Below are 24578 nucleotides of genomic sequence, written 5' to 3' on the forward strand. Positions count from 1 at the left end.
CGTGGGCGTGAACCCGACCGACGCACCCACGGTGCCTGCGCTACCGGAGGCGCCGGTTGCCGATAAGACCTCGAACGCTGACAAGCTGGAGGACGCAACCGTGGCGCATCCCAAGAGTAAGCCAGCTCAGAGCAAGCCCTCTCAGGAGGCTCCGGTGACCGCCGCCCGCTCGGCTAAGGACACCCTGGCAAAGAACACCCCGGCAAAGGACAGCCTTGCTAAGGAGAGCAGCCCCAAGAAGGCTACCCTGGCGAACACCGGCGCATCCAGTGTTGGCGTGATTGTTGGTATTGGCGTTGTCGCGATTTGCGCGGGTCTGGGGTTGAGCGTTCTGCGCTCGCGCCGCCACTCCTAAGAGCTGCAGGGCATACAGCCTAGCTCTCCCGTGCGGAATAAACTGCAGATAGCAAAGAGCCGCCGGCTCCCCTCAGTCAGGGGAACCGGCGGCTCATCACGTATCAGCTCATTCAATCAGCTGGCGCAATCGTTCGCGTTACTTCGAAGCCTTAACCTCGATGCCGCTCACGTCAATCTGTTCCAGCGGAATCAGGCGGTCACGAGTGACCACGCGGTGTACCAGCCAGACCGCGATAATCACGGGCAGACCGATGTAGGAGCTGAGCACGCCAGCCCAGTCGCCGCTCAGGAACGCCTCGTAGTTCTGGCCACCGATAACGACCAGGCACATGAGGAAGGCGATAATCGGGCCTGCGGGGAAGAACGGTGCCACGTAGGGCAGGTCCTTCAGGCTGTTGCCCTGCTTCAGGTATGCGCGGCGGAAACGGTAGTGAGCCACGGCGATACCCACCCAGGTGATGAAGCCAGCCAGACCGGACACGTTCACCAGCCACAGGTACGCACCATCGGGCGAGAGCAGTGCGGCGATGAAGCCGACCGCGCCGATAGCTGCGGTTGCCAGCAGCGCGTTCATGGGCACGCCGCCGGAGTTGATGTGGGTGAACATCTTCGGTGCCTTACCCTCCTGGGCGAGCGCGAAGAGCATACGAGCCGAAACGTACAGGCCCGAGTTACCTGCAGAGAGCACTGCGGAAAGGATCACGGCGTTCATGATGGCTGCCGCGAAGGCGATGCCCGCACGCTCGAAGATGAGGGTGAACGGGGAGATGTTGATGTTGCCGTCCGCTGCGGTGAGCAGGTTCGGGTCGGAGTAAGGAATCAGGAAGCCGATAACGACCATCGCACCGATGTAGAAGAGCATGATGCGCCAGAACACGCTGGTCAGTGCGCGGGGCACGTCGCGGCGGGGGTTCTCAGATTCGCCGGCAGCCACACCGATCATTTCGGTGCCCTGGAAGGAGAAGCCTGCCACCATGAAGATGGCGAGTACGGCGGGTGCGCCGCCGACGAAGGGTGCCTCACCGACGGTCCAGTTGGAGACGCCCGGGGAGCTACCGCCCAGGATGCCGAAAATCATGGCGATACCTGCGATGAGGAAGACGACCACGGTGACGACCTTGATGGTGGCGAGCCAGAATTCGCTTTCACCGTAGGAGCGTGCCGAGAGGGCGTTGATGCCGGTCAGCAGCACGAGGAATCCTGCCGCCCACACCCAGGATGGGATATCCGGGAACCAGTACCTCATCACCTCGCCGACGGCGACGAGTTCGGCGGCGACGGTAATCGCCCAGTTGAACCAGTAGTTCCAACCCATGGCGAAGCCGAAGGACGGGGACACGTAGCGTGCCGCGTAGGTCTGGAATGCGCCGGGGACGGGCAGGTGCGCAGCCATCTCGCCGAGGGACTGCATGAGGAAGAGCACCATGATGCCGATGAGGGCGTAGGCGAGGATTGCGCCGCCGGGGCCTGCGGTGGAGATGGTCTTACCGGAGGCGACGAAGAGGCCGGTGCCGATTGCGCCGCCGATTGCAATCATCTGCATGTGGCGGGCGGAGAGGCCTCGCTTCAGTTCACCCTCTGCGGGGGTGGCTTCCGATGCAGCGCCGGAAGTCTCTGTAGGCTGTGCCATGTCAGGTCTTCTTTCTGAGGCTATTGCTTCGTGCGTTTGCTAGCGGTCTAGTCTGTGGTGTCCAGTCTAGTCCTGCTGCTGGTGGTGCCGCCGAAGGTTTGTGCCTGGGTCAAGAAATTCTTTAATCATAAGGATTTCTTACGTACCGTAAGTTTTCCTAATCTGAGGGTCAATCCTACCCGCTTTCTTCGCTCTTTTCCACCCAAAACCACAAAAACACAGAAAAACCCTCCCGCACCGCTCATGTATAAGCGGTACGGGAGGGTTCCCTATCAGGCTAATTCACCCGATTTATTCAGCTCACCCGGCTTTAGTCAGCCAGATTGTGGAACGAAACGTTCGTGGGGTGCTCCACGGTACGAGAAACAGTGCAGTCCTTCTGCTCACTGAGCTGAATCAGACGGTCCACCATCTTCTGCGCCTTGGCGCCCTGCTCATCCTCGGGGAATCGCACATCAAAGTCCACCTCAACGTCGTCGAGGCGCACCGCGCCGTCTTCGGTCTGCTTCAGCGCCGAGGCGAGCACCTCGAACACCTCGGGGGTGGAGCGGCGGGAGGTGCCCGCGTCCACGTCCACGGAGGAGCAGCCGGCAATCGCGGCGAGCAGCAGCTCGACCGGGGTCAGCAGGCCCTCGCCCACACCGAAGTCGAGGGTTGCGCCGTTAGCACCGTAGGCACGGTAGCGCAGGCGGTCGATGCGCTCGATCTTGGTCTGGCGGTAGTTGTCGAGTTCGCGGCGTTCCTGCTGGCGCGAGTACACCTTCTTCTGCTCTTCTGCGGTGTTCTGGGAGGCGTTCTGATCAGCCATTGAGGTTCCTTTCAGGGGTACCCTTTCGGGTGGCTCTTTGTTTAGTGTCACTCACTATAAGCGTGTTTCTCATATTTTATTCCCGGACTCTTTTTCTCGTCGGTCAACCGCTTGCTCCTATACACTGGAAAACCGCGGTGAAGCTTCGAAGTCCCCCGCACACAGTAGATTTTTTGAAGAGCACAACAGGCACAAGGAACTCTTTTATGGCACAGACCCCCGGCGCTGAGCATCCCGACACTGGGCGTACGAGCACGCAGAGTGATTTCCGCTTGGCTGTTGCCGATTCTTCCGTGGTGATGCTCGGTATCGCTGTGCTGGGTTTGGGTTTGGGTATTATCCTCAACGCGCACGGCCTGCCGATCTGGACTGCGCCGCTGCTATCTGCCCTAGTTTTTGCCGGTTCGGTGGAGTTTTTGATGGTGGGCATGGTCAGTGGTGGCGCGTCTCTGGCGTCGATTGCGTTGACGGTGTTCCTGGTGAATGCGCGTCATCTGGTGTACGGCCTTTCCTACCCGCTGCACAGGGTGAAGGGTTTCTGGGCTAAGGCTCTGGCGATTCACACTCTTTGCGATGAGGCGTTCGCGGTTAACTCCGGTCCCGACCGTAATGAGCGTTCGGGGGTGCGCATTCTGTGGGTGAACGTGCTGATTTACGTGTCGTGGGTTCTGAGCGTAGTCCTCGGGTATGTGCTGGGCGCAAGCTTCCTCAGCAGCCTGAAGGGCGTGGACTTCGTGATGGTAGCCATCTTCACGGTTCTTGCGATGGACGGCTACCGCGCCAACCCGGATCGTGTGACGGCGCTCTTTGTGGCGGTTTCGGCAGCGGTTGCGCTGATTTTTGCGCCGTCCTCGTTCCTGGTGGTGGCGTTGGGTTCGTATGTGGTGCTGCTGTTGGCGCGCTTCCCGGTGGCGAAGCGCCGCGGTACGCTGCCGCATCGTACTGTGCATGAGGTAGCGGCTGAGGCTGAAAGCGCCGCGGAGACCCCAGGCACTGCCGCAGAGAGCTCAGGCACCACCGCATCCGCTGATGCTCCCGCTTCCACACAGCGATAAGAACGTTACATACGTGTTCGAAACCGGTTAGGATAGATGAGTGGAGCTTCGCTCCCCCCTCTTTCTATTTCTAGGATTACTACGATGCCTCCCGCGCGAACCTGCGCGGAGGCTCCCAGAGGTGAAGGTACCCCATGACTCAGATGAAAGACACCGCTAAGGAAACTAGCGACGCAGAACGCTGTGCCGCCCCGGAGTAACACCGCACCGGGAGCGGCATCACCCGAGGCCACACACGAGAACTACTGACGCGCGCAACTATCCACGCAGAAAACTCGTGTAGGAGGAACGACCCTCCGCCTCTATGTTTCGCGGCTTTCATCAACTCACGTACCTACCGCACTACTTAGCGCCTTCTCTATGAGTGGGCTCTCCCTACCCTTTTCTTTCGCGGATGTTTTCACGGCTTCACCCGCACGCCTCCGTTCAGGGTTCTTTCACTCTTTCAGGGTCTTTCGCTGAGTATGTGCAGAAAGAGAAAATCTTCATGAACAGTGAAGTAACCACCGGATATATTCTTGCTGCGGTGTTCGTTGCTGCTGGCATTACTTTTCTGTTGCGCCTGCTCCCCTTCGGTCTGAAAAAGGCTCTGGCTGGCTCCGAACTTTTGGATGCGCTCAGCCACTGGATTCCCCTCGGCGCGGTCGCGCTGCTTGCCATCTATGCGGTGGCGAAGATTAATTACTCCACGTTCGCTACGGCGGCACCCTATCTGGCGGGCCTGGTGGTGACCGTGGGCGTGCACCTGTGGCGTAAGAACATGGTGCTGAGCATGGTGGCGGGTACCGTCACCTGTGTTGTGCTGGCTAACTGGGTTTTCTAGGGGGTCATGATGAGCATCTCTAAGAATTCTGCTTCTTCTCAGCCCGCGCCTCAGCAGGCAACCCAGCAGCAGGTTGAGCAGGTTATTGCCTCCGCTCTTCCGCTGACCGGCATGCTTCCCGTGGTGGAGGCGCCTACCTCCCCCGATGCACAAGGCCCTCAGCAACCGCGAGAGAGCGGCTTCGCAGAGGCGATGCGTGTCGCCGGTGTGATTATGCTGGGTCTGTTCTTTGTCGGTATTGGTTTGGGTGTGCTTGTCCACAGCTACCATCTGCCGTTCTGGGTGGCTCCCCTGCTGCCGGTGCTGGTGTTTGCCGGTTCGGTAGAGTTCGTGCTGATTGACATGATGTCGAATCATGCGTCACTGTTCTCTATTGCCGTGATGACTCTGCTCATTAATTCCCGCCACCTCATGTACGGTCTGTCGTACCCGATTGAGCGTGTGCGTGGTGGTTTGGCGAAATTCTACACCGTGTACACCCTCATCGATGAGGCGTATGCACTGAATACGGGCCCGGACCGCCATAAGCTGCGTGGTTCCCGCATCCTGTGGATTCATGCGGGCCTGCATCTGAGTGTTCTGGCGAGCGCTACGCTCGGCTACGTGCTGGGTGCAAGTTTCTTGAGTGAGCTCAAGGGCGTGGATTTTGTGATGACGGCACTCTTTGCGGTGCTCGCCATCGATGCTTATCAGAGCTCAAAAGACCATACCACTGCGGCTATCGCAGGTGTGTCTGCGGCGATTGGTTTGGTGGTGTCGCCGCAGTCAATGCTACTGATTTCGATGGTGGTGTACATTCTGCTGCTGGTGTCGCGTTTTGTGGTGGCTAAGCGCCGCGGCACCCTGCCGGAGCATATGCTGGTCGCGGATGAGGAGCCCGCCGAAGCCGACGCTCCCGGCAATCCCGGCGCCTCTGCACACTAAGTCTGGATCGCGCACTAAGTCTGGATATAGTAAAGCGCCCCGCCCACCCGAAATACCGGGTGGGCGGGGCGTTATGCTGTCGCCAGCCGCATGTGTGGGTGAACCCATGCGCTGTAGACGTTCAGTATCTGCTGTGCTGTGTACCGCCAGGTAACCCTGACGGAAGTATGTGCGGGTGCCGGGATTGTATCCAGCTCCCGTACCAAGCTTAGCTTACTTGATAGCTGCCAGGGCTGCTTCGTAGTTGGGCTCGTTGGTGGTTTCGGGGACCAGCTCGGTGTAGACAACCTCACCGGCGGGGTTCACGACGACCACAGAGCGTGCCAGCAGACCCGCCAGGGGGCCGTCAATCAGCTTCACGCCGAAGTCCTCACCGAAGGAGGAGCGGAAAGCGGAGGAGGTGACGACGTTTTCAATGCCCTCGGCTGCGCAGAAGCGGCCGATTGCGAAGGGCAGGTCGTTGGAGACGCACAGCACGACGGTGTTCTCCAGGCCTGCAGCCTGCTTGTTGAAGGTGCGGACGCTGTTTGCGCAGACACCGGTGTCGACGGAGGGGAAGATGTTCAGCACCAGGTTCTTACCTGCGAAATCTGCGGAGGAAATCTCGGAGAGATCAGCCGCGAGAACCGAGAATTCGGGCAGCTTTGCGCCGACTGCGGGCAGGTCACCGTTGGTGTGGATTACGAGTTCGTTCTGTAGAGTTACTTCAGCCATGCTTTCATTGTCCCTTGGATGCGGCGGGTGTGCAAGGGGACACAGGCACTAGCGGGCGGAGTTTCCGCATAGCTGATTTTCTGCTACGTTGCTTCACTTCTTCTGGCCCTGCTGTAGCGGCTGTCTAGCGGTAATCCTGGTCTGTGACTCTACGGTAACGAACGGCACTGACTGCACGCACCGCGTGCTCGCCTCTTTTTCCCTATACTGGACGAGTTCACACTATTCACTTCTTGACCAGCACCGATGCGCGTTGCCGCGCATCTTCAGGAGTATTCATGTCTTCTAATCGCCGCCGTTTCACCGGCCGTACCGCTTTGGCTCTACCTGCGTTGGGCGCCGCTCTAGCTCTTGTTGTCACTTCCTGCTCGGCAAGCACTGATTCTGCTGTTTCGGGTACCGTGGTGTCTTCTTCTGGTAGCGCTTCTGCCTCCGCGAGCGCGACCTCCACTCAGGCACTGTTCCCGACCCCGTCGGCGAGCCCGAGTGCATCCGCGAGCGCTACCCCGAGTGCTTCGTCGCCTGCTCCGGTGCCGTCGGTGGTGACGATTACGGTTCATGCTGAGCCGACCGCATCCGAGTCGAAGTCGGATTCCAAGTCTGAGGCTAAGTCTGAGTCTAAGAAGGATTCCACCTGCGCGTCTGATTCTGCATCGACCGTGGTGTCTAAGGCTCTGCGCGAGCTGAAGAATAAGAGCAAGTGGGATCAGTGGACGAACGTTTCGCGCACGTACGAGGGTTACGACCCCTGTGCTGAGCTGTCGTGGATTGACGCGATTCCGGGTTCTTCCCCGTCTGATTGCTGCATCTCCTCGATGGCGCACCACATTCTGCTGTTCCACCGCGGCAAGTTCATTGGTACCGCAACCTATGAGCCGTACTCGTTCTCTCCGGTGATTACCCGTACCTCGGACAGCTCGATTAGCGTGACCTACCGTTACGTGAAGGGCGATGAGAGTTCCGCCAGCGCGAGCGGTCGCACGACTGCTGAGTTCAGCTGGAGCTCTTCGCAGAACAAGGTTGTGATGACCGGTGAGGTTCCGCCGAGCTACTAGACCGAGCGAATAGCCGGTTCACCTTATAGGCTACGTGTTTGAAGCCCAGGAGGTTGGGCATACGAGAAACCCGCCGTCTCGCATATGGTGCATATGTGAGACGGCGGGTTTTCCGTTGCTTAAGGATATGTAGAGTGCCCGAGGGCTAGCTATTTAGGCAACGAACTTCTTGTAACCGAAGTATGCAGCGCCTGCCAGGATAGCGATGAACAGAATCTTCTTCATGATGTACTCCTTTGATTGTTCTGAAGGGCACCCGGTGTTTTACTCCGTCTGGCGACTCACCTGAAGGTGAGGGCAGGCGGGGTGTCATCCGCACGTGGTGCCGTTGCTCCCTATCTTACCTGCTTTTGAACAACGTTTTCTGTTTGACGTGCCAAGTCCGCATTTTAGACAGTCAAACACTCAGCGGTTCAGCGCATCGTTGAGGCGGGGAATAAGCCTCTGACGGGCGCATAATGGGAGCATGAGTATTTTTAAGAAGAAAGAGTACAGCGCTGAGCGCTCGGCTACTCGCATGGCTCGCGCCCTCGCTGTGATGGGTGCGCTGCACTTCATCATCCCGGATCCCTTCGACTCGATTGTGCCGAAGTACCTGCCGGGTCCTGCCCACGCGTACACTCACGGTTCGGGTGTAGCTGAGCTGGGCACCGCTGCCCTGCTGGCTAATGATAAGACCCGCCGCGCCGGTGGTCTGCTTGCGGCTCTGCTGTTTGTTGCGGTGTTCCCCGCGAACATTCAGATGGCTCTGGATGCGCGTAACCAGTCCACTCAGCGTAAGGCTATTGCGTATGGTCGCCTGCCCCTGCAGCTACCGATGATTTGTAGCGCTCTGAAGATTTGGCGTAAGTCGAAGTAGTCGCTTCGTTCATTAGGAACGGCACCTCAGTGTTTTACACGTAAAACATTGAGGTGCCGTTTACCTTAACATACCCGTTATTAAGCTTTCCGTAACCAGCATTGCCTACACTAGATGTAACACACCACCTGTCACAGCGGCAGGTGTACAACCTTTGGAGAGAACAATGGGTACTATTATTGGCACCATTATTACCGGCGCAATTATTGGCGCGATCGCACGTTTCTTCATGCGAGGCCGTCAGAACATTTCGATGCTCTGGACCATTATCTGCGGTGCTGTCGGCGCGGCTATCGGTACCTGGGCAGCGACCCAGCTGGGCGTTGCCGCAACTGCAGGTATCGACTGGATTCGCTGGATTATTTCGATTTTCGCAGCAATGCTGACTATTTCCGTCTACCTGGGCCTTACCGGCAGGAAGTAAAACATTCCGACCTATTGAGGGTGCGCTGAGCTTTTCTCAGATGAGCCCCTCATACACAAAGGCGGCACCTCCCCTAGCGTGAGCTAGTGTGGGAGGTGCCGTCTTTTCTGCGCCTCGCAGGAGGCGTTACGTCTTCTTGGCTTATATCGCCTTGGCTTATGCTTTCTTCACGACGGAGGACTTCAGATACATCTGGCCTGCGCCGGGGACCTTCGCCTCAATGTCGTGGCCGTTGACGGGGGATTCGAGCAGACGGATGCCGCGCACCTTGGTGCCTGCCTTGATGTCTGCGCCACCCTTGACCTTCAGGCCCTTGACGATGGTGACGGAGTCGCCGTCGACGAGCTCGTTACCGACGGAGTCGAGAACCTTGGTGCCTGCTTCTTCTTCGGTTTCGCCTGCTGCAGTGCGTTCCCATTCGTGGCCGCACATGGGGCATGCCCAGAGTTCGCCCATTTCGTAGGTGTAGTTTTCGTTGCATTCGGGGCAGGCGGGTGCTTCGATTTCGTTGAGGTTTTCGCTCATGGTTCCTTCTTCTGTCTGTGCGGATGGGCCGCTCCCCTGTTTCCGCGGTGTTACTGCGGTGGTGCTGCGGCGTGTGGGCGCGCGTCAGCGAGGGCGGGGTGCGACGGTGGAGGGTGCGAGGATTCTCGCGTTCGTGCTGACTATACCATTTGGCGGGTGTGAACCGCATGTGTGGGGCTGGTTTTTGCCGGTCTTTTGGGGTGGGTTCGGGGCGTGGGTGAAGCCGAAAATAAAATTTGCCTGGTTTGTGCGTAATATTTACGAAAATTCGGGTTTTTGCTCATTACGCAGAAGATAAGGCGTGTAAAGTATCTAGAGCATTTGTACGTTTTGAGTAGTGAAAGGCACGGCTTCATGAAGCTTTCTGCACGTAACCAGTTCGCTGGCAAGGTTGTTGAGATTACTGAGGGTGCGACTAACGGCATCGTTAAGATTGAGATTGCTCCGGAGGTTGTTATCTCTGCTTCCATCACCAACGAGTCCATCAAGGAGCTGGGCCTGAAGGTGGGCGAGACCGCTTACGCAGTGATTAAGGCTTCCAACGTGATGGTTGGTGCTGACCACTAATCCCGGTCAACAAGACTTATGTCCGGTAGCTGCCTAGGCAGCTCGTAAGGGCGAATAAAGCGGGGCCCCGCACTACGGGTGGTAGTGCGGGGCTCCACTGTTATGTTTTTATCGCTTAGACGTTGAAGCGGAACTCGACTACGTTACGGCGTAAATCAGCGTTTCCGGGTAAGCGATATTTTACGAAGAGAGGTCTTCCTTCCACGGGCCAATTTTTGTGGCAGCCGCTTCCAATCCTTCCCCGTAGGTTTCCCACAATTCAGGACACTTTTCACTAATCCATTCGAAACCCTGACGGACATCGACATCATCAATTCCCCAGTTTCCTTCCGATTCAGGTACTGATTCAATTGCGGGAGCTAGGTTTTGAATCATCCGCATCGCTAGATGGCTATCATCATCGGCAGCCCATCCAACCGCCCTGATGAGCCAGGCAGCTGCAGACGTGACACTGTCGGTCGAGCCCTTAATATCCCACTGATCAAACGAGCGCAAGACACCTCGATGCAGTAGATAGGCGAGAGCTTGGGCAATTCCACCCCTTAGCTTTTCCGCCTTATCCTTATCCTTATCCTCATTCGACGTCGCACCCCGGCGTCCCATTTCCAAGTCTTTGACCGCGAGAAGGGCACCTGTCAGAACATTCAGCTTAAGACCACCGGGAGCCTGAGGATTAATCCTCTCAACCGCGTGAAGAAGACCGCCCGTTGCAGAGGGAATGAGATTAACCAGATCCCGGTAGAAGTAGTGATTTTGAGGTTGTTTTTCTGCAGTCGGTCCCGTAACAAGGGCGATGATGCGCAAGTCCTCGATCTTTCTTCCCTGTCTTTTTGCTTCCTCAATGAATTTGAGCAATCCGGGATATGGCGCGTATCCGTCACTTTCTGCATAGCGACGCTCGAACCCGTCAACATAATTACTCACAGCGGCATCAGTCAGGTTATCTTGCACTTTCGCACCGGTGGACGTTCCCGGAAGCGCAAGAGCAGGATTGGCGCGGAGATGAGCGAGGAGGAAGTCCCGGTCCTCTTCCTTGTACTCAAGAATCTCCTTCCATAGCACTTCCAGATACCTGGCGTCTGAGGCTTGAGTGACAATTCCCAGTAGTGCATCGCGTCGCTGGAGTTGAGAGACTAACGTTTGACGAGCGAGGATTTTGGCTTGCAATTCGCTGTCACGTTTTGCTTGTTTCGCTCCTACCCTCCATAACACAATGGGGATGATTGCAGTGGCTATAAAGGATGCTAAACCCAAGAGAAGCATCGGGTCGTCCCACGACCATTTACTTAAAAGGGAACGCCACCATTCGTCTACCATTTTTGCCTCCTAAACATTGAAGCGACAATCCACGACTTCACAGCCATAAGCCAGTATTGCTTTTTCGCTGAAGATATTATTTCGGTTCTGACATTACGATTCACTATCATGAATCAGAATTTTTCCATTCTCCTCAACGTAGATCAGAAGACTTGTAACAAGCATGAGTGCTTGAATACAATTTTCCAATTTATACTGCCGACGCGAGACGCCATGAACACTCGCATGACGTGAGTATTCTGTTGGAGGTTCCTCGCCTGCATGACCAAAAAATTTCATATGACTATTCCAGATTGGGGCAAACACAAATATATCCAAGAAATCCATATTTTTGATAAGCTGGGGCAGTTCGTCACCTTCCGCATGATTAGAAATCGCAGTACGTGATTGCCTATCCAATCCCCAAAAATTCTGATGTACAGTATCTAGAGTATTTGTGAATAGTGCCTGCGCCGCCTCAACATGCCCGTTTTCCAAAGCATTCAAACCAGCCAGAATAAAAAACTTCTTTTCCAATGCATATTCAGAAGAAATTTTATTTAGAACAGTCTTACAGTCTTCAAAAATCGATTTTTGGTATTTCACTAGTATCTTCCTTCGGCTCACCCTACTACCTGCTTCCACCAGCTCAAGAATAACGCTCTTTCCAGGCACACAATACAAAGGAATCCCATCCCTCTTAGCCATTTTAAACGCCTGTTCTATAGTTAGACTATTACCAACTCCCATAAGATTTTCGGGGAATTTTTTAGGTGCATCCTTAAATAAATTAAATGCCTCTAGGGGAATAGTTTTATTTACAGACCCCAAAAGGTTCTCAATTGCTTCGCCTATTAGTTCAAGACTTGCAGAAAATTGATCGTTAAAGACAGGAATTTCAAAATGAATTGAATCGATGAACGGGTTCTGTCCCTGAACTACTTCGAGTAATTCTCTACACCGAGCAGCATTCTGCTCCCGAAACGGTTTCAGAGCTTCCTCAAAATGAGTTGAGTATTGCCCCTGCAACGGTTTCAGAGCTTCCCCAAAATAAGTTGCGTATTGCCCCTGCAACGGTTTCAGAGCTTCCCGTAGCACAGGAATTTTCCGAGCATAAAAAAGCTCAGATATACGATTAGACGTTCTCAATAGCTCTGACGAGATATGAATCTTCGCTAATCCGCTCCTCGTTACATCAGTTTTTGATTTATCCGATACAGCAGGCTTACGGTTCTTTTCGATCGGTTCATTATTCATAGTCATGTCACCCTTCCTACCTTCTAAATTAAGGTATGTTGCATGTTCGTTTTGCATTTCTAGGGTACAGAAAATCCGGTGACAGTGAGATGAATTTCGTCATCCCTCCGTCACCGGATTCTCAAAGTCCTATCGACCCATCATCAGATTTAGACGTTGAAGCGGAACTCGACCACGTCGCCGTCCTGCATGATGTAGTCCTTGCCCTCCATACGGACCTTACCGCGAGCCTTCGCCTCCGCCATGGAGCCAGCCTCGTCCAGGTCCTTGAAAGACACAACCTCAGCCTTAATGAAGCCGCGCTCAAAATCAGAGTGAATCACGCCAGCAGCCTGCGGCGCAGTATCACCCTTATAAATAGTCCAGGCGCGAGCCTCCTTCGGGCCAGCAGTCAGGTAAGTCTGCAGGCCCAGAGTCGAGAAGCCCACGCGAGCCAGCTGGTCCAGGCCGGACTCATCCTGACCGTTCATCTCCAGCATCTCGCGAGCCTCCTCCTCAGACAGCTCCACCAGATCAGCCTCCAGCTTCGCATCCAAGAACACAGCCTCAGCCGGCGCCACCATGTCGCGCAGCTCCTGCTGCTTCTCCTCAGACGCCAGAATGCCCTCATCCGCGTTGAACACGTAAATGAACGGCTTAGCAGTCAGCAGGTTCAGCTCCTTCAGGTGAGCCAGCTCCAGCTTCGCGTCCTTCGCACGAGAAATGATGGTTTCGCCATCCTCCAGGATCTTCTGCGCAGCCTTATAAGTCTCCAGCTGAGCGGCGTCACCCTTCTTAATCTTCACAGCCTTCTCCAGACGCGGAATAGCGTTCTCCAGAGTCTGCAGGTCAGCCAGAATCAGCTCAGTATTGATGGTCTCCATATCGGAGGCGGGGTCGACCTTGCCGTCCACGTGAATGACGTCCGGGTCATCAAACGCACGCACCACCTGGGCGATAGCGTGCGCCTCACGAATGTTCGCGAGGAACTTGTTACCCAGGCCCTCACCCTCAGAAGCGCCCTTCACAATACCCGCAATATCAACGAACGAAACAGTCGCAGGCAGAATACGCTCCGAACCAAAAATCTCAGCCAGACGGTTCAGACGCGCATCCGGCAGGTTCACCACGCCCACGTTCGGGTCAATGGTCGCGAACGGGTAGTTAGCCGCCAGCACAGTGTTGCCGGTCAGAGCGTTGAACAGGGTGGACTTGCCCACGTTAGGCAGGCCAACAATGCCGATAGTTAGAGCCACAAGTTTTCCTTCGAATCATGTACCCCGCCAAACACTCAGGATGCGCCGCGTACGTGATGCGGCGGGTGCGGGCGGGCACAGGGCGAAAATGGTGCCCGCTTCCAAGCGCGACACCGCCAGTCTCAAGAAGAAACGGGTGCGGGGCGCCTGCGGGCATAGACACTACCATTCTACCGTGTTCGCGCAGGAGCCGCCCTGGGGTCTAGAAATGGGGTTACTGGGCTGGAATGAAACAGATGAAATGCAGAGCACCAGAAATTTAGAGCCCAGAAATTCCTTCAAGTTTCACTTAAAACTTAAAGGTAAATGTAGAGTATTTAATACCTACTGAAAACAGTAGGCACCAACCACACAATATTTGCATCATGGAGAAACAATGACTAGTTTCAAGAAGCTCCTCACCGCCTCCAGCGCGCTCGCTATCGCAGCCGTCGGACTGAACGCTCCCGCATCCCAGGCAGTCGTACGCGGCAAGAACGCCGATAACCCCGCCGTCGTAAAGATCTGGCTCCAGGGCGAACACGACGGCACCAAGGTCTGCACTGGCACCCACGTCGGTAACGGTTGGGTGCTTACCGCCGCACACTGTGGCATGCACATGCACCACAAAACCCTCCGCGTCGGATGGGGCGACCCCCGAACCGGCGCCTACAACCCCGAACGCGGACAGACCAGCACCGATGCACGAACCTATGGCGTAGAAGGCACCGCCGACCGCGCAGAATACCCGGACGACTACCGCGTTGACATGATGCTCATCCACTCCCCCGAGCTCGAAACCGCACAGGTTCCCGCAATGCCGATTCGTACCGAAGGCACCGCCCAGCAGCTCATCGCCAAAACCTGCACTGCTTACGGTTACGGCGATCAGACCCCCGTACGTCAGAAGCCCCGTAAGGTTGGCGAGCGCCTCAAGTCCGTCTCGGTGCGTATGACCTCCGCTGAGACCGACGGCACCACGATTGATAGCACCGCTCTTGGTAACCTGCACGGTCGTGGGCTCAACGGCTCCCTGTCTTCCGGTGATTCCGGCGGACCGGTCGTATGTGATGGCGTTCTTTCCGGGGTAATTTCATCCATCGATAACGCGAGTGGTCAGCTTATTTTCGCGTCCCTCGACGCCGAAGAAGCAGCTTGGATTCAGAACACCGCCAATATCTAAAAGCGGTACCTAGATGCCCCTGTTTTGAGGGTCGTTTTAACAAGAAATGCTCGTGCACTCTACACAGTGCACGAGCATTTCTTTATTTCAAAGTATCTCTGAGCATCTCGGAACGGACCAGAAATGCGAGCTAGAGCCAGCCGTTCTCCGTGGCGATACGCACCGCATCCTGGCGAGTCGACGCACCCGTCTTCGCCATCGCCGCCGACAAATAATTACGCACCGTACCCGCCGACAAAAACAACGCCGACGCAATCTGCTGAGCCGTACCACCCGACGCCGCCTCACGCAGCACCTGCGCCTCACGCTCCGTCAACGGAGAAGCACCCGTCACCAAAGAATCCGCCGCCAACGACGGATCCACCACACGCAACCCCGCATGCACACGACGAATCGCCTCCGCCAACTGGCGAGCACCCGTATCCTTCACAACAAAACCACTCGCACCAGCCTCCAACGTACGGCGCACATAGCCCGGGCGGCCAAAAGTCGTCACAATCAGCGTACGCACCGGCTCACCCGACTCGCTCACCGCACCCGCATCACGCAGCGCCGCAGCCGCCTCAATACCATCAGCCAGCAAAGTACCGGGCATCTGCACATCCAGCAGCACCACGTCCGGCTTCAACAGAGCAACCGCGCCCAACACCTCGTCACCGCTACCGACCTGACCCACAATCTGCAGGTCAACCTCCAGGCCCAGCAGGGCGGCAAGAGCCTCACGGATGAGCTGCTGATCGTCAGCGAGCAGAACACGAATCATAGGAGCCTCCCTGGGGTGGATACGGGGCAGAAAATAGCGAGCGGAACAACCGAGTGAGGTTGTCTACCACCACCATACAGGGGCGGGTAGCTCCTCCGTCCAGGGCGCGGCGCCATGTTCCACAATCTATAGCAGCGAGGTGTCGCCGTCCATGCTCACGCGGATGCGCGTACCCACCCCACCGCCAGGGTTCTCCGCCAGCCACTGCTCGGGTGCCGGCTCAATGACCACGCTACCGCCAGATGCCGCCACACGCTGAGCCATGCCCGTCAGGCCGTTACCGCGCGCATCACCCGCACCCACGCCGTTGTCGAGGATGTCCAGGCCGGTTGCGCTCAGACGCACCCGCGCCGCATTCGCACCCGAGTGGCGCACCATGTTCGTGACCGCCTCACGCAGAACCCAGGAGAACAGCTTCGCGTTCACGCCAGCCACCGCGAGCGCACTCTGAGCATCCGGCAGTTCGGCGCGGATACCGGCGGTCTGCAGGGCACGACCCGCGCCCTCAATCTCACCCGAGAAATCGGGCACGCGCAGGCGCGTCACGGTCGAGCGGACCTCCGCCAGGGATGCGCGGGACAGCTGCGCGATCGCCTCCATCTCGGCACCAGCGCGGGCGGGGTCAATCTCTAGCAGGCGCTGCGCCAGCTCCGCTTTGAGGGTGATGACGGTCAGGGAGTGACCCAGCACGTCGTGCACGTCGCGGGCGATCTCTTCACGTTCCTCGGAGAGCGCCAGGGATGCACGCGCTACGTCCGCACGTTCGCCGAGCTCAATCAGGTAGGAGAAGCCCAGAAGACCCAGCAGCGGCGCGCCGATAAAGAGAGCAATGCCTCCGTGAGAGGAGAAATCGAAACCGCTCACAGTAACGAATGTCAACCAGCAGATTGCGCCCATCGACGCCGCGACGGTCAGTCGCAGACGGTACGGGGCAATCGTGCCAAAAATCCAGAACGCCACAAAGTACATACCGAAGCCCAGCAGAATTACGTGTATGTCACTCGGGGTCAGCACCGCCATACCTACCAACGGCAGAATCATCAGTGCCGTCCAGATGACGCTTCGGCGCACCGTGGAGGCGACCGGCACCAGCCACGGCACCGCGTACGCCGAGCAGTTCACCACCGCGAACACCGCAATTAGCGCCACGCCCGTCCAACGCACCTGCGCCGGTTCCGGGGCGGTGAGGAAGCTGTCCAGCGGCATGAGCAGGAATACCAGCCACGGAGCGCTAAAGCCCAACGCCAGCCAGTTCACGCTGCCGCGGCGCTCGCGGTAGAGGAAGCGGAAGCGGTTCTTGCCCAGGGTGCGCTTCGCAGCGGAGGGTGCCGTCTCGTTCTCTGCGTGGGGGTGTTCGTTCGGGTGGGTGTGGGTTTCGGTCATGGTTCTAGCCTAACGTGCGAATACCGCGGGTGCAGATATCACCGGTGCGGCGGCTTCAACGGGTACAGCGTGGGTTCGGTGCGAGTGGATACGGCTTCCGCCGCAGCCTCGGGATTCAAGGCTGCGGCGGGAAGAAACATTTAGCGGCGGGTTGCGCGGCGCATCAGCAGGGCAGAAACACCCAGGAAGATAGCCGCCCACACAACCAGGCTCACCACGGCGTACCAGAGCGGCTCGGTCACGAACCAGTCCTCACCGCCCGAAATAATGGTCTGACCTGCGGCGAAGGGGTAGCGGGCAATCTCGGCGGCACCGTACAGCGGGGTGAAGCGGGCGTACTTCAGCAGGTCGGTGCTCAGCGGGGAGAACACGGTACCGAAGAAGCTCATAATCACCAGCAGACCGTTCGCAATGGACACGGCGTTCTCGTTACGAATCAGCAGACCCATCATGATGCCGTAGAAGGCGAACACCAGACCGCACAGCACCGTCAGCGCACCAGCGGCAAGCTGCTGGTTCACAGGAATCTCAACACCGGTAAACATGCCCACAATGTTCACCGCAATCACCGGCAGCGCAGAAATCACCAGAGCGGTCAGAGCCTTCGCACCCAGGTATTTGCCGGTGGTCAGCGGGGTCAGCGCCAGCTGGCGGTTCCAGCCGCTGGAGAGCTCGGTGACGGTGCTGCCGCTAATCGCCACGGTGTTCTGCACGGCACCGTACAGCGCCATGCCAATCATGACGTAGGCCGCTACGTTGCCGTCGCCCATCTGCTGGGAGGAGTAGTCCTGCATCGCGCCAAAGAGCAGGAAGAAGACGATGGGCAGTGCCACGCCGAAGAAGAAACGGTCGGTCGAGAGAATAGAAGCGCGGATGTCGTAGAGTGCGTAGCGGAGCATGATGTTTTCCTTGAGGTGTGTAACGGTGGCGTAGCGTTTAGATGGTGTGGTGTTTAGGCAGTCTGAATGTTTAGGCGTCGGATGCCTTGGAGGCGGCGGCCTGCTCGGTCAGCAGGGTGAAGGACTCGTCCAGGGAGGGCTTGGTGACCTCCAGGTCGCTGATGCTGTAGTTGTTCAGCAGAGTGCGCAGTACCTGCTCAATCTCTAGCACGGAGATGCGGTGGCGGTACCCTCCGGACTCTTCGGTCACCTCGACCGGCACATCCAGGTCGGTGATGGGCGCGGGTGCGAGGAAGGAAAGGTGGCGGTGGCCGGTCAGGGCGCGAATCTCATCGGAGGAGCCGTCAGCGATGATGGAGCCGGATTCCATGAGCACGATGCGCTGGGCGAAGTTCTGTGCTTCTTCCAGGTAGTGCGTTGCAAAAAGAATGGTCGTTCCACGTTCTGCGATGGCTTCCATACGCTCCCAGAAGGTGCGGCGTGCATTCACGTCCATGCCGGCGGTCGGCTCGTCCAGAATCAGCAGTTCCGGCGAGTGCATGGTCGCCAGGGCGTAACGCAGACGCTGCTGCTGACCGCCCGAGCACTTGCCGACCTTACGCTTAGCGATATCGGTCAGGTCGGCGCCGGCGAGTACCTCATCCACGTCGATGGGCTTGGGGTACAGCGCCGCAATCATCTCGACCGTGGCGCGGATCGTCAGGTCCTTGAGCAGGCCACCGGTCTGCTGAACCGCACCGAGCAGACCGGCGCGTGCCGCCTCGGAAGCGTTACGACCGAAGACGCTCAACTCGCCGCCGCTGGGCTGGGTCAGGCCAAGAATCATGTCGATGAGGGTGGTCTTGCCTGCACCGTTGGGGCCGAGTAGGGCGATGATTTCGCCGCGCTTGACGGTCAGGTCAATCGAGTCGACGGCGACCACGGTGCCTGCCGCACGGGTGGAGAAAACCTGGCGGAGGGAGCGGGCGGAAATAACGGTTTCTGCGGTGTTGTGCTTGCTGTTCTGAAGTGCTGCGGTGTTCATGTTTCTATTACACCGCCGGTTTTCGCGCCGCTGCGGTACAGAGTGTCATGACCTGCACATGACAAATGTCATGAGTTCGTGCAGTGGCTGTTCTAACGAGGGTTTTTCAGCGGTAATAGAGCGTGGCGACGAGGTAATCTCCGCAGCGGAGGCGGTCACGCGAAGCGGGGGCTCCGTCCTCGAAGCGCCCCCAGGCGCTGAAGAGGGGGCACTCCCCCGCGTAGCGTGAACGCGAAGCTGCGCAAGCGTCCTTACCCGTGCATCCCGCACATCAGACGCAAAAACCCCGCGTCTTCTCCCCACATGGGGAAGAGGACACGGGGTCATAAGCTAAAAGTCTTAGCGAGTGGGCTTAGCGCCGCGGCCACCAAGCTGGCGGCCTACGTTCTCGTCATTCTTCAGGGCGGAACGCAGTTCCTTCGGTAGGGAGAAGAGAATGTCTTCCTTCGCGGTCTCCACCTCTTCGATGGTGCTGTAGCCGTACTCGGCGAGCAGAGCCAGCACCTCCTGAACCAGAACCTCGGGCACGGACGCGCCGGAGGTCAGGCCCACGGTTGCCACACCCTCGAACCAGGACTCGTCCACCTGGTGTGCGAAGTCCACACGCTCGGCACGCTTAGCGCCGTATTCGAGTGCTACTTCCTTCAGGCGCACGGAGTTCGAGGAGTTCGCCGAACCGACCACAATCACCAGGTCTGCGCGCGGAGCGATCTCCTTGATAGCGCCCTGGCGGTTGGAGGTTGCGTAGCAGATGTCGTCCGAGGGCGGATCCTGCAGGGACGGGAAACGCTCACGCAGACGCGCCACGGTTTCCAGGGTCTCATCCACGGACAGGGTGGTCTGAGAAATCCAGACGACCTTCTCCGGGTTGCGAACGGTCACCTGGTCCACCTCGTCGGGCGAGTTCACGATCTGGATGTGCTCGGGCGCCTCACCGGCGGTACCCTCGACCTCTTCGTGGCCGGTGTGGCCGATGAGCAGGATGTCGTAGTCCTGCTTGGCGAAGCGCACAGCCTCGCGGTGCACCTTGTTCACCAGCGGGCAGGTCGCGTCAATGGTGTTCAGGGAGCGGTCGCCGGCTGCGGAAACCACCGCCGGGGACACGCCGTGCGCCGAGAACACGGTCACAGAACCTTCGGGAACTTCGTCCACTTCATCAACGAAGATAGCGCCCTGCTTTTCCAGGGTCTCCACCACGTGGCGGTTGTGAACAATCTGCTTACGCACGTAGACGGGCGCACCGTAGTGCTCCAGCGCCTTCTCGACAGCAATCACGGCACGGTCAACGCCAGCGCAGTAACCGCGCGGGGTGGCGAGCAGGACTTTCTTCTCACCGGTGACGGGTGCGGCGGCTTCAACGTCGGCGCGGCTGCGGCGCTCGCGGGGTACGGGCGGCAGGCCCAGGGCAATAGTTTCAGTGGACATGGTTACTATCCTACGTTGTTCGGACTTTTAGTGTGTGATGACTGTGGCACCGCTCGCAGGGCTACGTCCCAGGGCGATGAGGCGAATCAGAATACCGAGCAGCAGGGCGAGGATTGCCAGGACCAGCCCGTAGCTTGCCGCCGCCTGCAAGTGCCCGGTCAGTGACGGTGCAAGCTGGTTCCATGCCCCGGTAATCAGTGCCGTTCCGGCGGTGCTGTGGCTGGTAATTCCCAGGGTTTCAGGGGTTTGGTCGCCAAACCAGGCTGCGGCGCCCCAGCCCAGCAGGGCGTAGAGCAGGGCCGTGACCACCGGCACCAGGATGCGGTGCCTGGGCGCCAGCAACGTAGCCAGCAGCAGGCTCAGCACCGAGATGATGGTCAGCGGCACGGTGGATTTGCCCAGCGCGGCGGCACGGTTAATGCCGGCGTGCAGGAACCACTCCTGTTGCTCCTGCTGGTTGTTGCCGTCCTTTACCCGGTCAATGTTGAGGGTTTCAGGGCCGAGCTTCGTCAGGTCCGGGTCGAAGGAGCCGATAGAGCCGACCTTCGCATCCAGCGCACGGTAGAAGGGGGTGAGCACAATGACGGCGGGGCCGTCCTGGTGTTCAAGGTTGTAGCGGCGAGTTTCCTCGGCTATTTCCTTCCAGAGGCTTCGATATTCTTCAGTTTTTGACAGCTCAGCCGCGGAACGGTTGAGCATGGAACGTATGCCGTCTTGTGTCGGCTTTACAAGAATGGAGTATAAGCCGCTTTCTTTGGTGCCGTCGAGGAAGGTTGTCATAGCCTCGGACTTCATGAGGTCTTCGACCGCACCGTCCGCGATGCGCGAGGCGAGCTGCGAATCCTCCGCCAGGTTGGAGGAAATCTGCGAGAAACCACGCTCTGACATGAGCTTAGAGTTCACCCAGGCACCCGCGGTTGCACCCAGTCCGGTCACCAGGGCAAGGGCGCACAGCACAACGGTTAGGAACCTCCGCAAACCCGCCGCGAAGGGAGGCTCCGGGGCGGCCTGCAGTTCAGCCTTGGTGGGGGCTGCAGCGTGGCCGAGCGTACGCGTGGGCTGTAGCAGAGTGGTGTCTTCATCCGCCGTATAGTAGCCGTCCGTATGGGTAATCCGGGTGTCGACGACTCGGGTCGCGTCCGCCGGGTAGTTTTGCGCGCCAGTACCCGCCGCTGACGAAGCGGCGGCGGTATTGAGGGCGTTGTTCTGATGTGCTGACTGATCGGGTGAGCGCATGTGCCTAGGGTACCCGCTCACACTGTTCAAAGCCGATTCAGACCCGCCGAATGCGCCAGAAGCTAAGTTCCGTCTGCACTCCGTGCAAGCTCCCCGATTCGCCCGGCTGACCTGTGAGCGGGCGCATAACCGACCAATCAGGGACAATAGAGGGTATGAACTTCTACAACCCCTCCGCAGCGCAGCAGCCGCTAGTGGTGCCGCCCGTGCACGAGCGGCAGCTTCCCGGGAAGTCTCAGGAAACCACCGCAACCAACCCCTGGCCCCTCGCCTTGCTCGCGCAGAACCTCAAAAACTACGTAGACAAGGTTCCCGAACTGTGGGTGGAGGCGCAGGTCGCCTCCCTCAACGGCCGCGGCGGCAACGTCTTCATGGAGCTCAAGGACCTCAACGAAGACTTCTCCTTCACCCTCGCGCTTTTCGGGCGTGCCGGTAGCGGCCTGGCGGCTGATGTGACCGTGGGCGCTCGCATTGTCACTCGCGCCAAGCCGAGCCTGTGGAAGAACGGCAAGCTCTCCCTCATCGGCAAGGAAGTGTATGCGGTCGGTACCGGCAACCTGCACGAGCAGTTGCAGCGTCTGCGTGAGGCTCTCGCCGCCGAGGGGCTGTTCTCTGACGCGCGGAAGAAGCCGCTGCCCATGCTGCCGAATCGTGTGGGTCTGATTACCGGTCGCGATTCTGACGCGGAGAAGGACGTTATCCGCAACGCCTCCCTGCGCTGGCCCGGCGTGGTCTTCGAGGTGCGCAATACCCGCGTTCAGGGTGAGGGCGCGGCGGCTGAGGTCATTGCGGCTCTCGCCGAGCTGGACGCCCACCCGGAGGTGGACGTCATCGTCATCGCCCGAGGCGGCGGCTCCTTCGAAGACCTGCTGCCTTTCTCTGAGGAAGCGCTCATCCGCGCCGTCGCGGCAGCCACCACCCCGGTGGTCTCGGCAATCGGTCACGAGGCGGACTCCCCCATCCTCGATGCGGTCGCCGATCTGCGCGCCTCCACCCCCACCGATGCGGGTAAGCGCATCGTGCCCGATATTTCGGAGGAAACCGCCCGCATCACCGAGGCTCGCGCCCGTCTGGACCGCGCGGTACTCGGCTACGTGGGCATGCAGATGAACTACATTGCGCAGCTGCGGAGCCGCCCGGTGCTCACCCACCCGGAGTCCTCCCTGCTCATGCGTGTGGAGGAGCTGAGCCAGCTACGCGAGCGCGCTCACCGTTCGGTGCAGCACCGTCTGGAGCGTGAGTCGGCGACTCTGTCGCATACGTTGGCGCGGGTGCGTTCGCTCTCGCCTGCGCAGACGCTCAACCGCGGCTACTCCATCGTTCAGGATGCCGCGGGCGCTATTGTGCGTGACGCTTCGGCGCTGAGTGAGGGCGAGCAGATTACGGTGCGTGCGGCAACCGGTTCGGCGCAGGCGGCCGTGACTTCTACGGGTCCCTCAAACATCTCCTAAACCTCGATACCCCTACGTTTTATCCCTAGTTTTTACCTCTGAAAGGTTCCTCAATGAGCGAGAACATTAGCTTCAACAGCGCCGAGTTGGGCGCACCCGTCGAAACTCTCGGCTACGAGCAGGCGCGTGCCGAGCTGGAGCAGGTCGTGCGCCAGCTGGAGTCCGGCGCCAGCGACCTGGAGACCTCTATCGCCCTGTGGGAGCGTGGCGAGGCGCTTGCCGCCCGCTGCGAGGCGTGGCTGCAGGGCGCGCAGGAGCGCCTGAACGCGGCACGCGGCGCACAGGCAGGTGCACAGCAGGGTGGTCAGGAGCCTGCGGCAAACTAGTATGCCTCTCTCTCTCTCCCCCCCCCGGCGCGTTGCTCCGTCATCTGGCGCATCGAGCATTCGCGAAGCCGCTAAAAATAGCCTGCCCCGCAGCTCATCAGAACTGCGGGGCAGGCTATTTCTATCTGTCACAAGGCAGAGACAGCAGGGCTAGTGCTTCTGCTTGTAGTCAGCCATGAAGTTACCCAGACGCTCCAGGGCACTGGTGAGGGTCTGCGTATCGGGCAGGAACACCAGGCGGAAGTGGTCCGGGTCCTTCCAGTTGAACGCGCGGCCGTGGCTGAAGAGAATCTTCTGGCTCTTGAGCAGGTCCAGGGCGAACTGTTCATCGTCGGTAATGTCGAAGCGCTCAACATCAATCTTCGGGAACAGGTAGAGCGCGCCGTCCGCGCTGGTGCAGCTGATGCCGTCAATCTCGTTAAGCATCTTGTGCGCCAGGGTGCGCTGCTCGTACAGGCGGCCGCCGGGAACAATCAGCTCGTTAATGGACTGGTAGCCGCCGAGCGCGGTCTGGATTGCGTGCTGCGCCGGAACGTTGGAGCACAGGCGCATGGAGGCAAGCAGGTGAATGCCCTCAAGGTAGCTTGCGGCGTCCTTCTTCGGGCCGGTGATTGCGACCCAGCCTGCACGGTAACCACAGACGCGGTACGCCTTGGACAGGCCGGAGAAGGTCAGGCAGAGCACGTCGTCGCCGGTGAGGGTTGCCATGTTGATGGCCTCTGCACCATCGTAGGTAATCTTTTCGTAAATCTCATCAGAGAACACGACCAGACCGTGTTCGCGTGCCACATCCACAATCTGCTTAAGCACGGAACGCGGGTAGACGGAACCGGTGGGGTTGTTCGGGTTAATAACCACGATGCCCTTGGTGCGCTCGGTAATCTTCGACTTAATGTCTTCGATGTCCGGGTACCAGTTGTTTTCCTCATCGCAGAGGTAGTGCACGGGCTTGCCGCCTACCAGCGCGGTGGCTGCGGTCCACAGCGGGTAGTCGGGCATGGGGACGAGGATTTCGTCGCCGGTCTCGCACAGTGCCTGCAAGGTCATCGGGATCAGCTCAGACACACCGTTACCCAAGTAGATAGACTCGGTGTCGAGGTTCATGATGCCGCGGTTCTGGTAGTGGTGCACAATGGCGGTACGTGCCGAGTAGAGACCGCGGGAATCAGAGTAGCCCTGAGTTTCGGGCAGGTGACGAATGATATCCATCATGATGGCATCCGGCGCCTCAAAGCCGAAGGGCGCGGGGTTACCAATGTTCAGCTTGAGGATGCGGTGGCCCATCGCTTCCATGCGATTGGCTTCATCCAGAATAGGGCCGCGGATGTCGTACAGGACGTTGCTCAACTTTGAGGACTGACGGTACTTCGTCATGATGAT

General features: G+C 58.6%; 25 protein-coding genes. 11 read left to right on the forward strand and 14 right to left on the reverse strand.

Going from position 1 to position 24578, the window contains the following annotated elements:
* On the forward strand, nucleotides 1-355 hold a 355-nt coding region (locus HMPREF2682_RS04000), incomplete at its 5' end, for an LPXTG cell wall anchor domain-containing protein (RefSeq protein ID WP_141762614.1).
* Between the two features lie 138 nt (nucleotides 356-493).
* On the opposite strand, the gene HMPREF2682_RS04005 is transcribed toward HMPREF2682_RS04000, so the two are convergent.
* Nucleotides 494-1987 (reverse strand): amino acid permease, encoded by a 1494-nt coding sequence (locus tag HMPREF2682_RS04005; protein ID WP_049354198.1) that lies wholly within the window; start codon nucleotides 1985-1987, stop codon nucleotides 494-496.
* A 310-nt stretch (nucleotides 1988-2297) separates the two neighbouring features.
* Nucleotides 2298-2795: an OsmC family protein gene (locus HMPREF2682_RS04010; RefSeq protein ID WP_210400854.1), complete on the reverse strand. Its 498-nt coding sequence runs from the start codon at nucleotides 2793-2795 to the stop codon at nucleotides 2298-2300.
* Between the two features lie 206 nt (nucleotides 2796-3001).
* Between HMPREF2682_RS04010 and HMPREF2682_RS04015 the strand changes: the two genes are divergently transcribed.
* The 3 genes from HMPREF2682_RS04015 to HMPREF2682_RS04025 all read left to right on the forward strand — a co-directional run bounded on the left by HMPREF2682_RS04015 (nucleotide 3002) and on the right by HMPREF2682_RS04025 (nucleotide 5597).
* Nucleotides 3002-3850: an AzlC family ABC transporter permease gene (locus HMPREF2682_RS04015; RefSeq protein WP_070831646.1), complete on the forward strand. Its 849-nt coding sequence runs from the start codon at nucleotides 3002-3004 to the stop codon at nucleotides 3848-3850.
* Nucleotides 3851-4337: 487 nt separating this feature from the next.
* Nucleotides 4338-4673, forward strand: coding sequence for a branched-chain amino acid transporter permease (locus HMPREF2682_RS04020; RefSeq protein WP_049356425.1), 336 nt, complete (start codon nucleotides 4338-4340; stop codon nucleotides 4671-4673).
* Between the two features lie 9 nt (nucleotides 4674-4682).
* Nucleotides 4683-5597, forward strand: coding sequence for an AzlC family ABC transporter permease (locus HMPREF2682_RS04025; protein WP_070832614.1), 915 nt, complete (start codon nucleotides 4683-4685; stop codon nucleotides 5595-5597).
* Between the two features lie 213 nt (nucleotides 5598-5810).
* On the opposite strand, the gene tpx is transcribed toward HMPREF2682_RS04025, so the two are convergent.
* Nucleotides 5811-6311 (reverse strand): thiol peroxidase, encoded by a 501-nt coding sequence (gene tpx, locus HMPREF2682_RS04030; protein ID WP_070831649.1) that lies wholly within the window; start codon nucleotides 6309-6311, stop codon nucleotides 5811-5813.
* A 278-nt stretch (nucleotides 6312-6589) separates the two neighbouring features.
* Between tpx and HMPREF2682_RS04035 the strand changes: the two genes are divergently transcribed.
* From HMPREF2682_RS04035 to HMPREF2682_RS04045, 3 genes are all read left to right on the forward strand, one after another.
* Nucleotides 6590-7366 carry an LppP/LprE family lipoprotein gene (locus HMPREF2682_RS04035; protein WP_070831651.1) on the forward strand — a complete coding sequence of 259 codons (777 nt, stop codon included), beginning with the start codon at nucleotides 6590-6592 and terminating at the stop codon, nucleotides 7364-7366.
* A 466-nt stretch (nucleotides 7367-7832) separates the two neighbouring features.
* Nucleotides 7833-8225 carry a DoxX family protein gene (locus HMPREF2682_RS04040; protein WP_005505158.1) on the forward strand — a complete coding sequence of 131 codons (393 nt, stop codon included), beginning with the start codon at nucleotides 7833-7835 and terminating at the stop codon, nucleotides 8223-8225.
* A gap of 166 nt (nucleotides 8226-8391) precedes the next feature.
* The gene (locus HMPREF2682_RS04045; RefSeq protein WP_070831654.1) at nucleotides 8392-8649 is read left to right on the forward strand and encodes a GlsB/YeaQ/YmgE family stress response membrane protein; all 258 of its coding nucleotides are present in this window, start codon (nucleotides 8392-8394) and stop codon (nucleotides 8647-8649) included.
* Nucleotides 8650-8805: 156 nt separating this feature from the next.
* On the opposite strand, the gene HMPREF2682_RS04050 is transcribed toward HMPREF2682_RS04045, so the two are convergent.
* Complete coding sequence (locus HMPREF2682_RS04050; protein ID WP_070690950.1) at nucleotides 8806-9174, reverse strand: zinc ribbon domain-containing protein YjdM; 369 nt, start codon at nucleotides 9172-9174, stop codon at nucleotides 8806-8808.
* 354 nt (nucleotides 9175-9528) lie between these two features.
* Between HMPREF2682_RS04050 and HMPREF2682_RS04055 the strand changes: the two genes are divergently transcribed.
* Nucleotides 9529-9741 (forward strand): TOBE domain-containing protein, encoded by a 213-nt coding sequence (locus tag HMPREF2682_RS04055; RefSeq protein WP_005505155.1) that lies wholly within the window; start codon nucleotides 9529-9531, stop codon nucleotides 9739-9741.
* A 180-nt stretch (nucleotides 9742-9921) separates the two neighbouring features.
* On the opposite strand, the gene HMPREF2682_RS04060 is transcribed toward HMPREF2682_RS04055, so the two are convergent.
* From HMPREF2682_RS04060 to ychF, 3 genes are all read right to left on the reverse strand, one after another.
* Nucleotides 9922-11058 (reverse strand): hypothetical protein, encoded by a 1137-nt coding sequence (locus tag HMPREF2682_RS04060; RefSeq protein ID WP_246827247.1) that lies wholly within the window; start codon nucleotides 11056-11058, stop codon nucleotides 9922-9924.
* A gap of 93 nt (nucleotides 11059-11151) precedes the next feature.
* The gene (locus tag HMPREF2682_RS04065; protein WP_070831657.1) at nucleotides 11152-12300 is read right to left on the reverse strand and encodes a hypothetical protein; all 1149 of its coding nucleotides are present in this window, start codon (nucleotides 12298-12300) and stop codon (nucleotides 11152-11154) included.
* Nucleotides 12301-12443: 143 nt separating this feature from the next.
* The gene (gene ychF, locus HMPREF2682_RS04070; RefSeq protein ID WP_049354184.1) at nucleotides 12444-13529 is read right to left on the reverse strand and encodes a redox-regulated ATPase YchF; all 1086 of its coding nucleotides are present in this window, start codon (nucleotides 13527-13529) and stop codon (nucleotides 12444-12446) included.
* Between the two features lie 376 nt (nucleotides 13530-13905).
* Here ychF and HMPREF2682_RS04075 point away from each other — a divergent pair, with 376 nt between their 5' ends.
* On the forward strand, nucleotides 13906-14691 hold the full coding sequence (locus tag HMPREF2682_RS04075; protein WP_049338126.1) for a trypsin-like serine protease: 786 nt from the start codon (nucleotides 13906-13908) through the stop codon (nucleotides 14689-14691).
* Between the two features lie 130 nt (nucleotides 14692-14821).
* Here HMPREF2682_RS04075 and HMPREF2682_RS04080 read toward each other — a convergent pair whose 3' ends face one another.
* The 6 genes from HMPREF2682_RS04080 to HMPREF2682_RS04105 form a co-directional block, all read right to left on the reverse strand.
* Nucleotides 14822-15454, reverse strand: a complete 633-nt coding sequence (locus HMPREF2682_RS04080) for a response regulator transcription factor (RefSeq protein ID WP_070831660.1) — start codon at nucleotides 15452-15454, stop codon at nucleotides 14822-14824.
* A gap of 126 nt (nucleotides 15455-15580) precedes the next feature.
* On the reverse strand, nucleotides 15581-16837 hold the full coding sequence (locus HMPREF2682_RS04085) for a histidine kinase (protein WP_070831663.1): 1257 nt from the start codon (nucleotides 16835-16837) through the stop codon (nucleotides 15581-15583).
* Nucleotides 16838-16977: 140 nt separating this feature from the next.
* Nucleotides 16978-17736 (reverse strand): ABC transporter permease, encoded by a 759-nt coding sequence (locus tag HMPREF2682_RS04090; RefSeq protein WP_049338124.1) that lies wholly within the window; start codon nucleotides 17734-17736, stop codon nucleotides 16978-16980.
* Nucleotides 17737-17806: 70 nt separating this feature from the next.
* Nucleotides 17807-18760 carry an ABC transporter ATP-binding protein gene (locus HMPREF2682_RS04095; protein WP_070688556.1) on the reverse strand — a complete coding sequence of 318 codons (954 nt, stop codon included), beginning with the start codon at nucleotides 18758-18760 and terminating at the stop codon, nucleotides 17807-17809.
* Between the two features lie 339 nt (nucleotides 18761-19099).
* Entirely contained in the window at nucleotides 19100-20185 is a 1086-nt protein-coding gene (locus tag HMPREF2682_RS04100; protein WP_070675815.1) for a 4-hydroxy-3-methylbut-2-enyl diphosphate reductase, read from the reverse strand.
* A 27-nt stretch (nucleotides 20186-20212) separates the two neighbouring features.
* Entirely contained in the window at nucleotides 20213-21421 is a 1209-nt protein-coding gene (locus tag HMPREF2682_RS04105) for a dehydrogenase (protein WP_070831666.1), read from the reverse strand.
* 155 nt (nucleotides 21422-21576) lie between these two features.
* Between HMPREF2682_RS04105 and xseA the strand changes: the two genes are divergently transcribed.
* Both xseA and HMPREF2682_RS04115 read left to right on the forward strand, forming a co-directional pair.
* Nucleotides 21577-22872 carry an exodeoxyribonuclease VII large subunit gene (gene xseA / locus HMPREF2682_RS04110; protein ID WP_070831680.1) on the forward strand — a complete coding sequence of 432 codons (1296 nt, stop codon included), beginning with the start codon at nucleotides 21577-21579 and terminating at the stop codon, nucleotides 22870-22872.
* A gap of 53 nt (nucleotides 22873-22925) precedes the next feature.
* Nucleotides 22926-23198: an exodeoxyribonuclease VII small subunit gene (locus HMPREF2682_RS04115; RefSeq protein WP_070831683.1), complete on the forward strand. Its 273-nt coding sequence runs from the start codon at nucleotides 22926-22928 to the stop codon at nucleotides 23196-23198.
* Between the two features lie 150 nt (nucleotides 23199-23348).
* Here HMPREF2682_RS04115 and HMPREF2682_RS04120 read toward each other — a convergent pair whose 3' ends face one another.
* Nucleotides 23349-24572 (reverse strand): pyridoxal phosphate-dependent aminotransferase, encoded by a 1224-nt coding sequence (locus HMPREF2682_RS04120; RefSeq protein WP_005505099.1) that lies wholly within the window; start codon nucleotides 24570-24572, stop codon nucleotides 23349-23351.
* Nucleotides 24573-24578: the final 6 nt, after the last annotated feature.

The sequence above is a fragment of the Rothia sp. HMSC061D12 genome (assembly GCF_001836735.1).
Lineage (GTDB): Bacteria > Actinomycetota > Actinomycetes > Actinomycetales > Micrococcaceae > Rothia.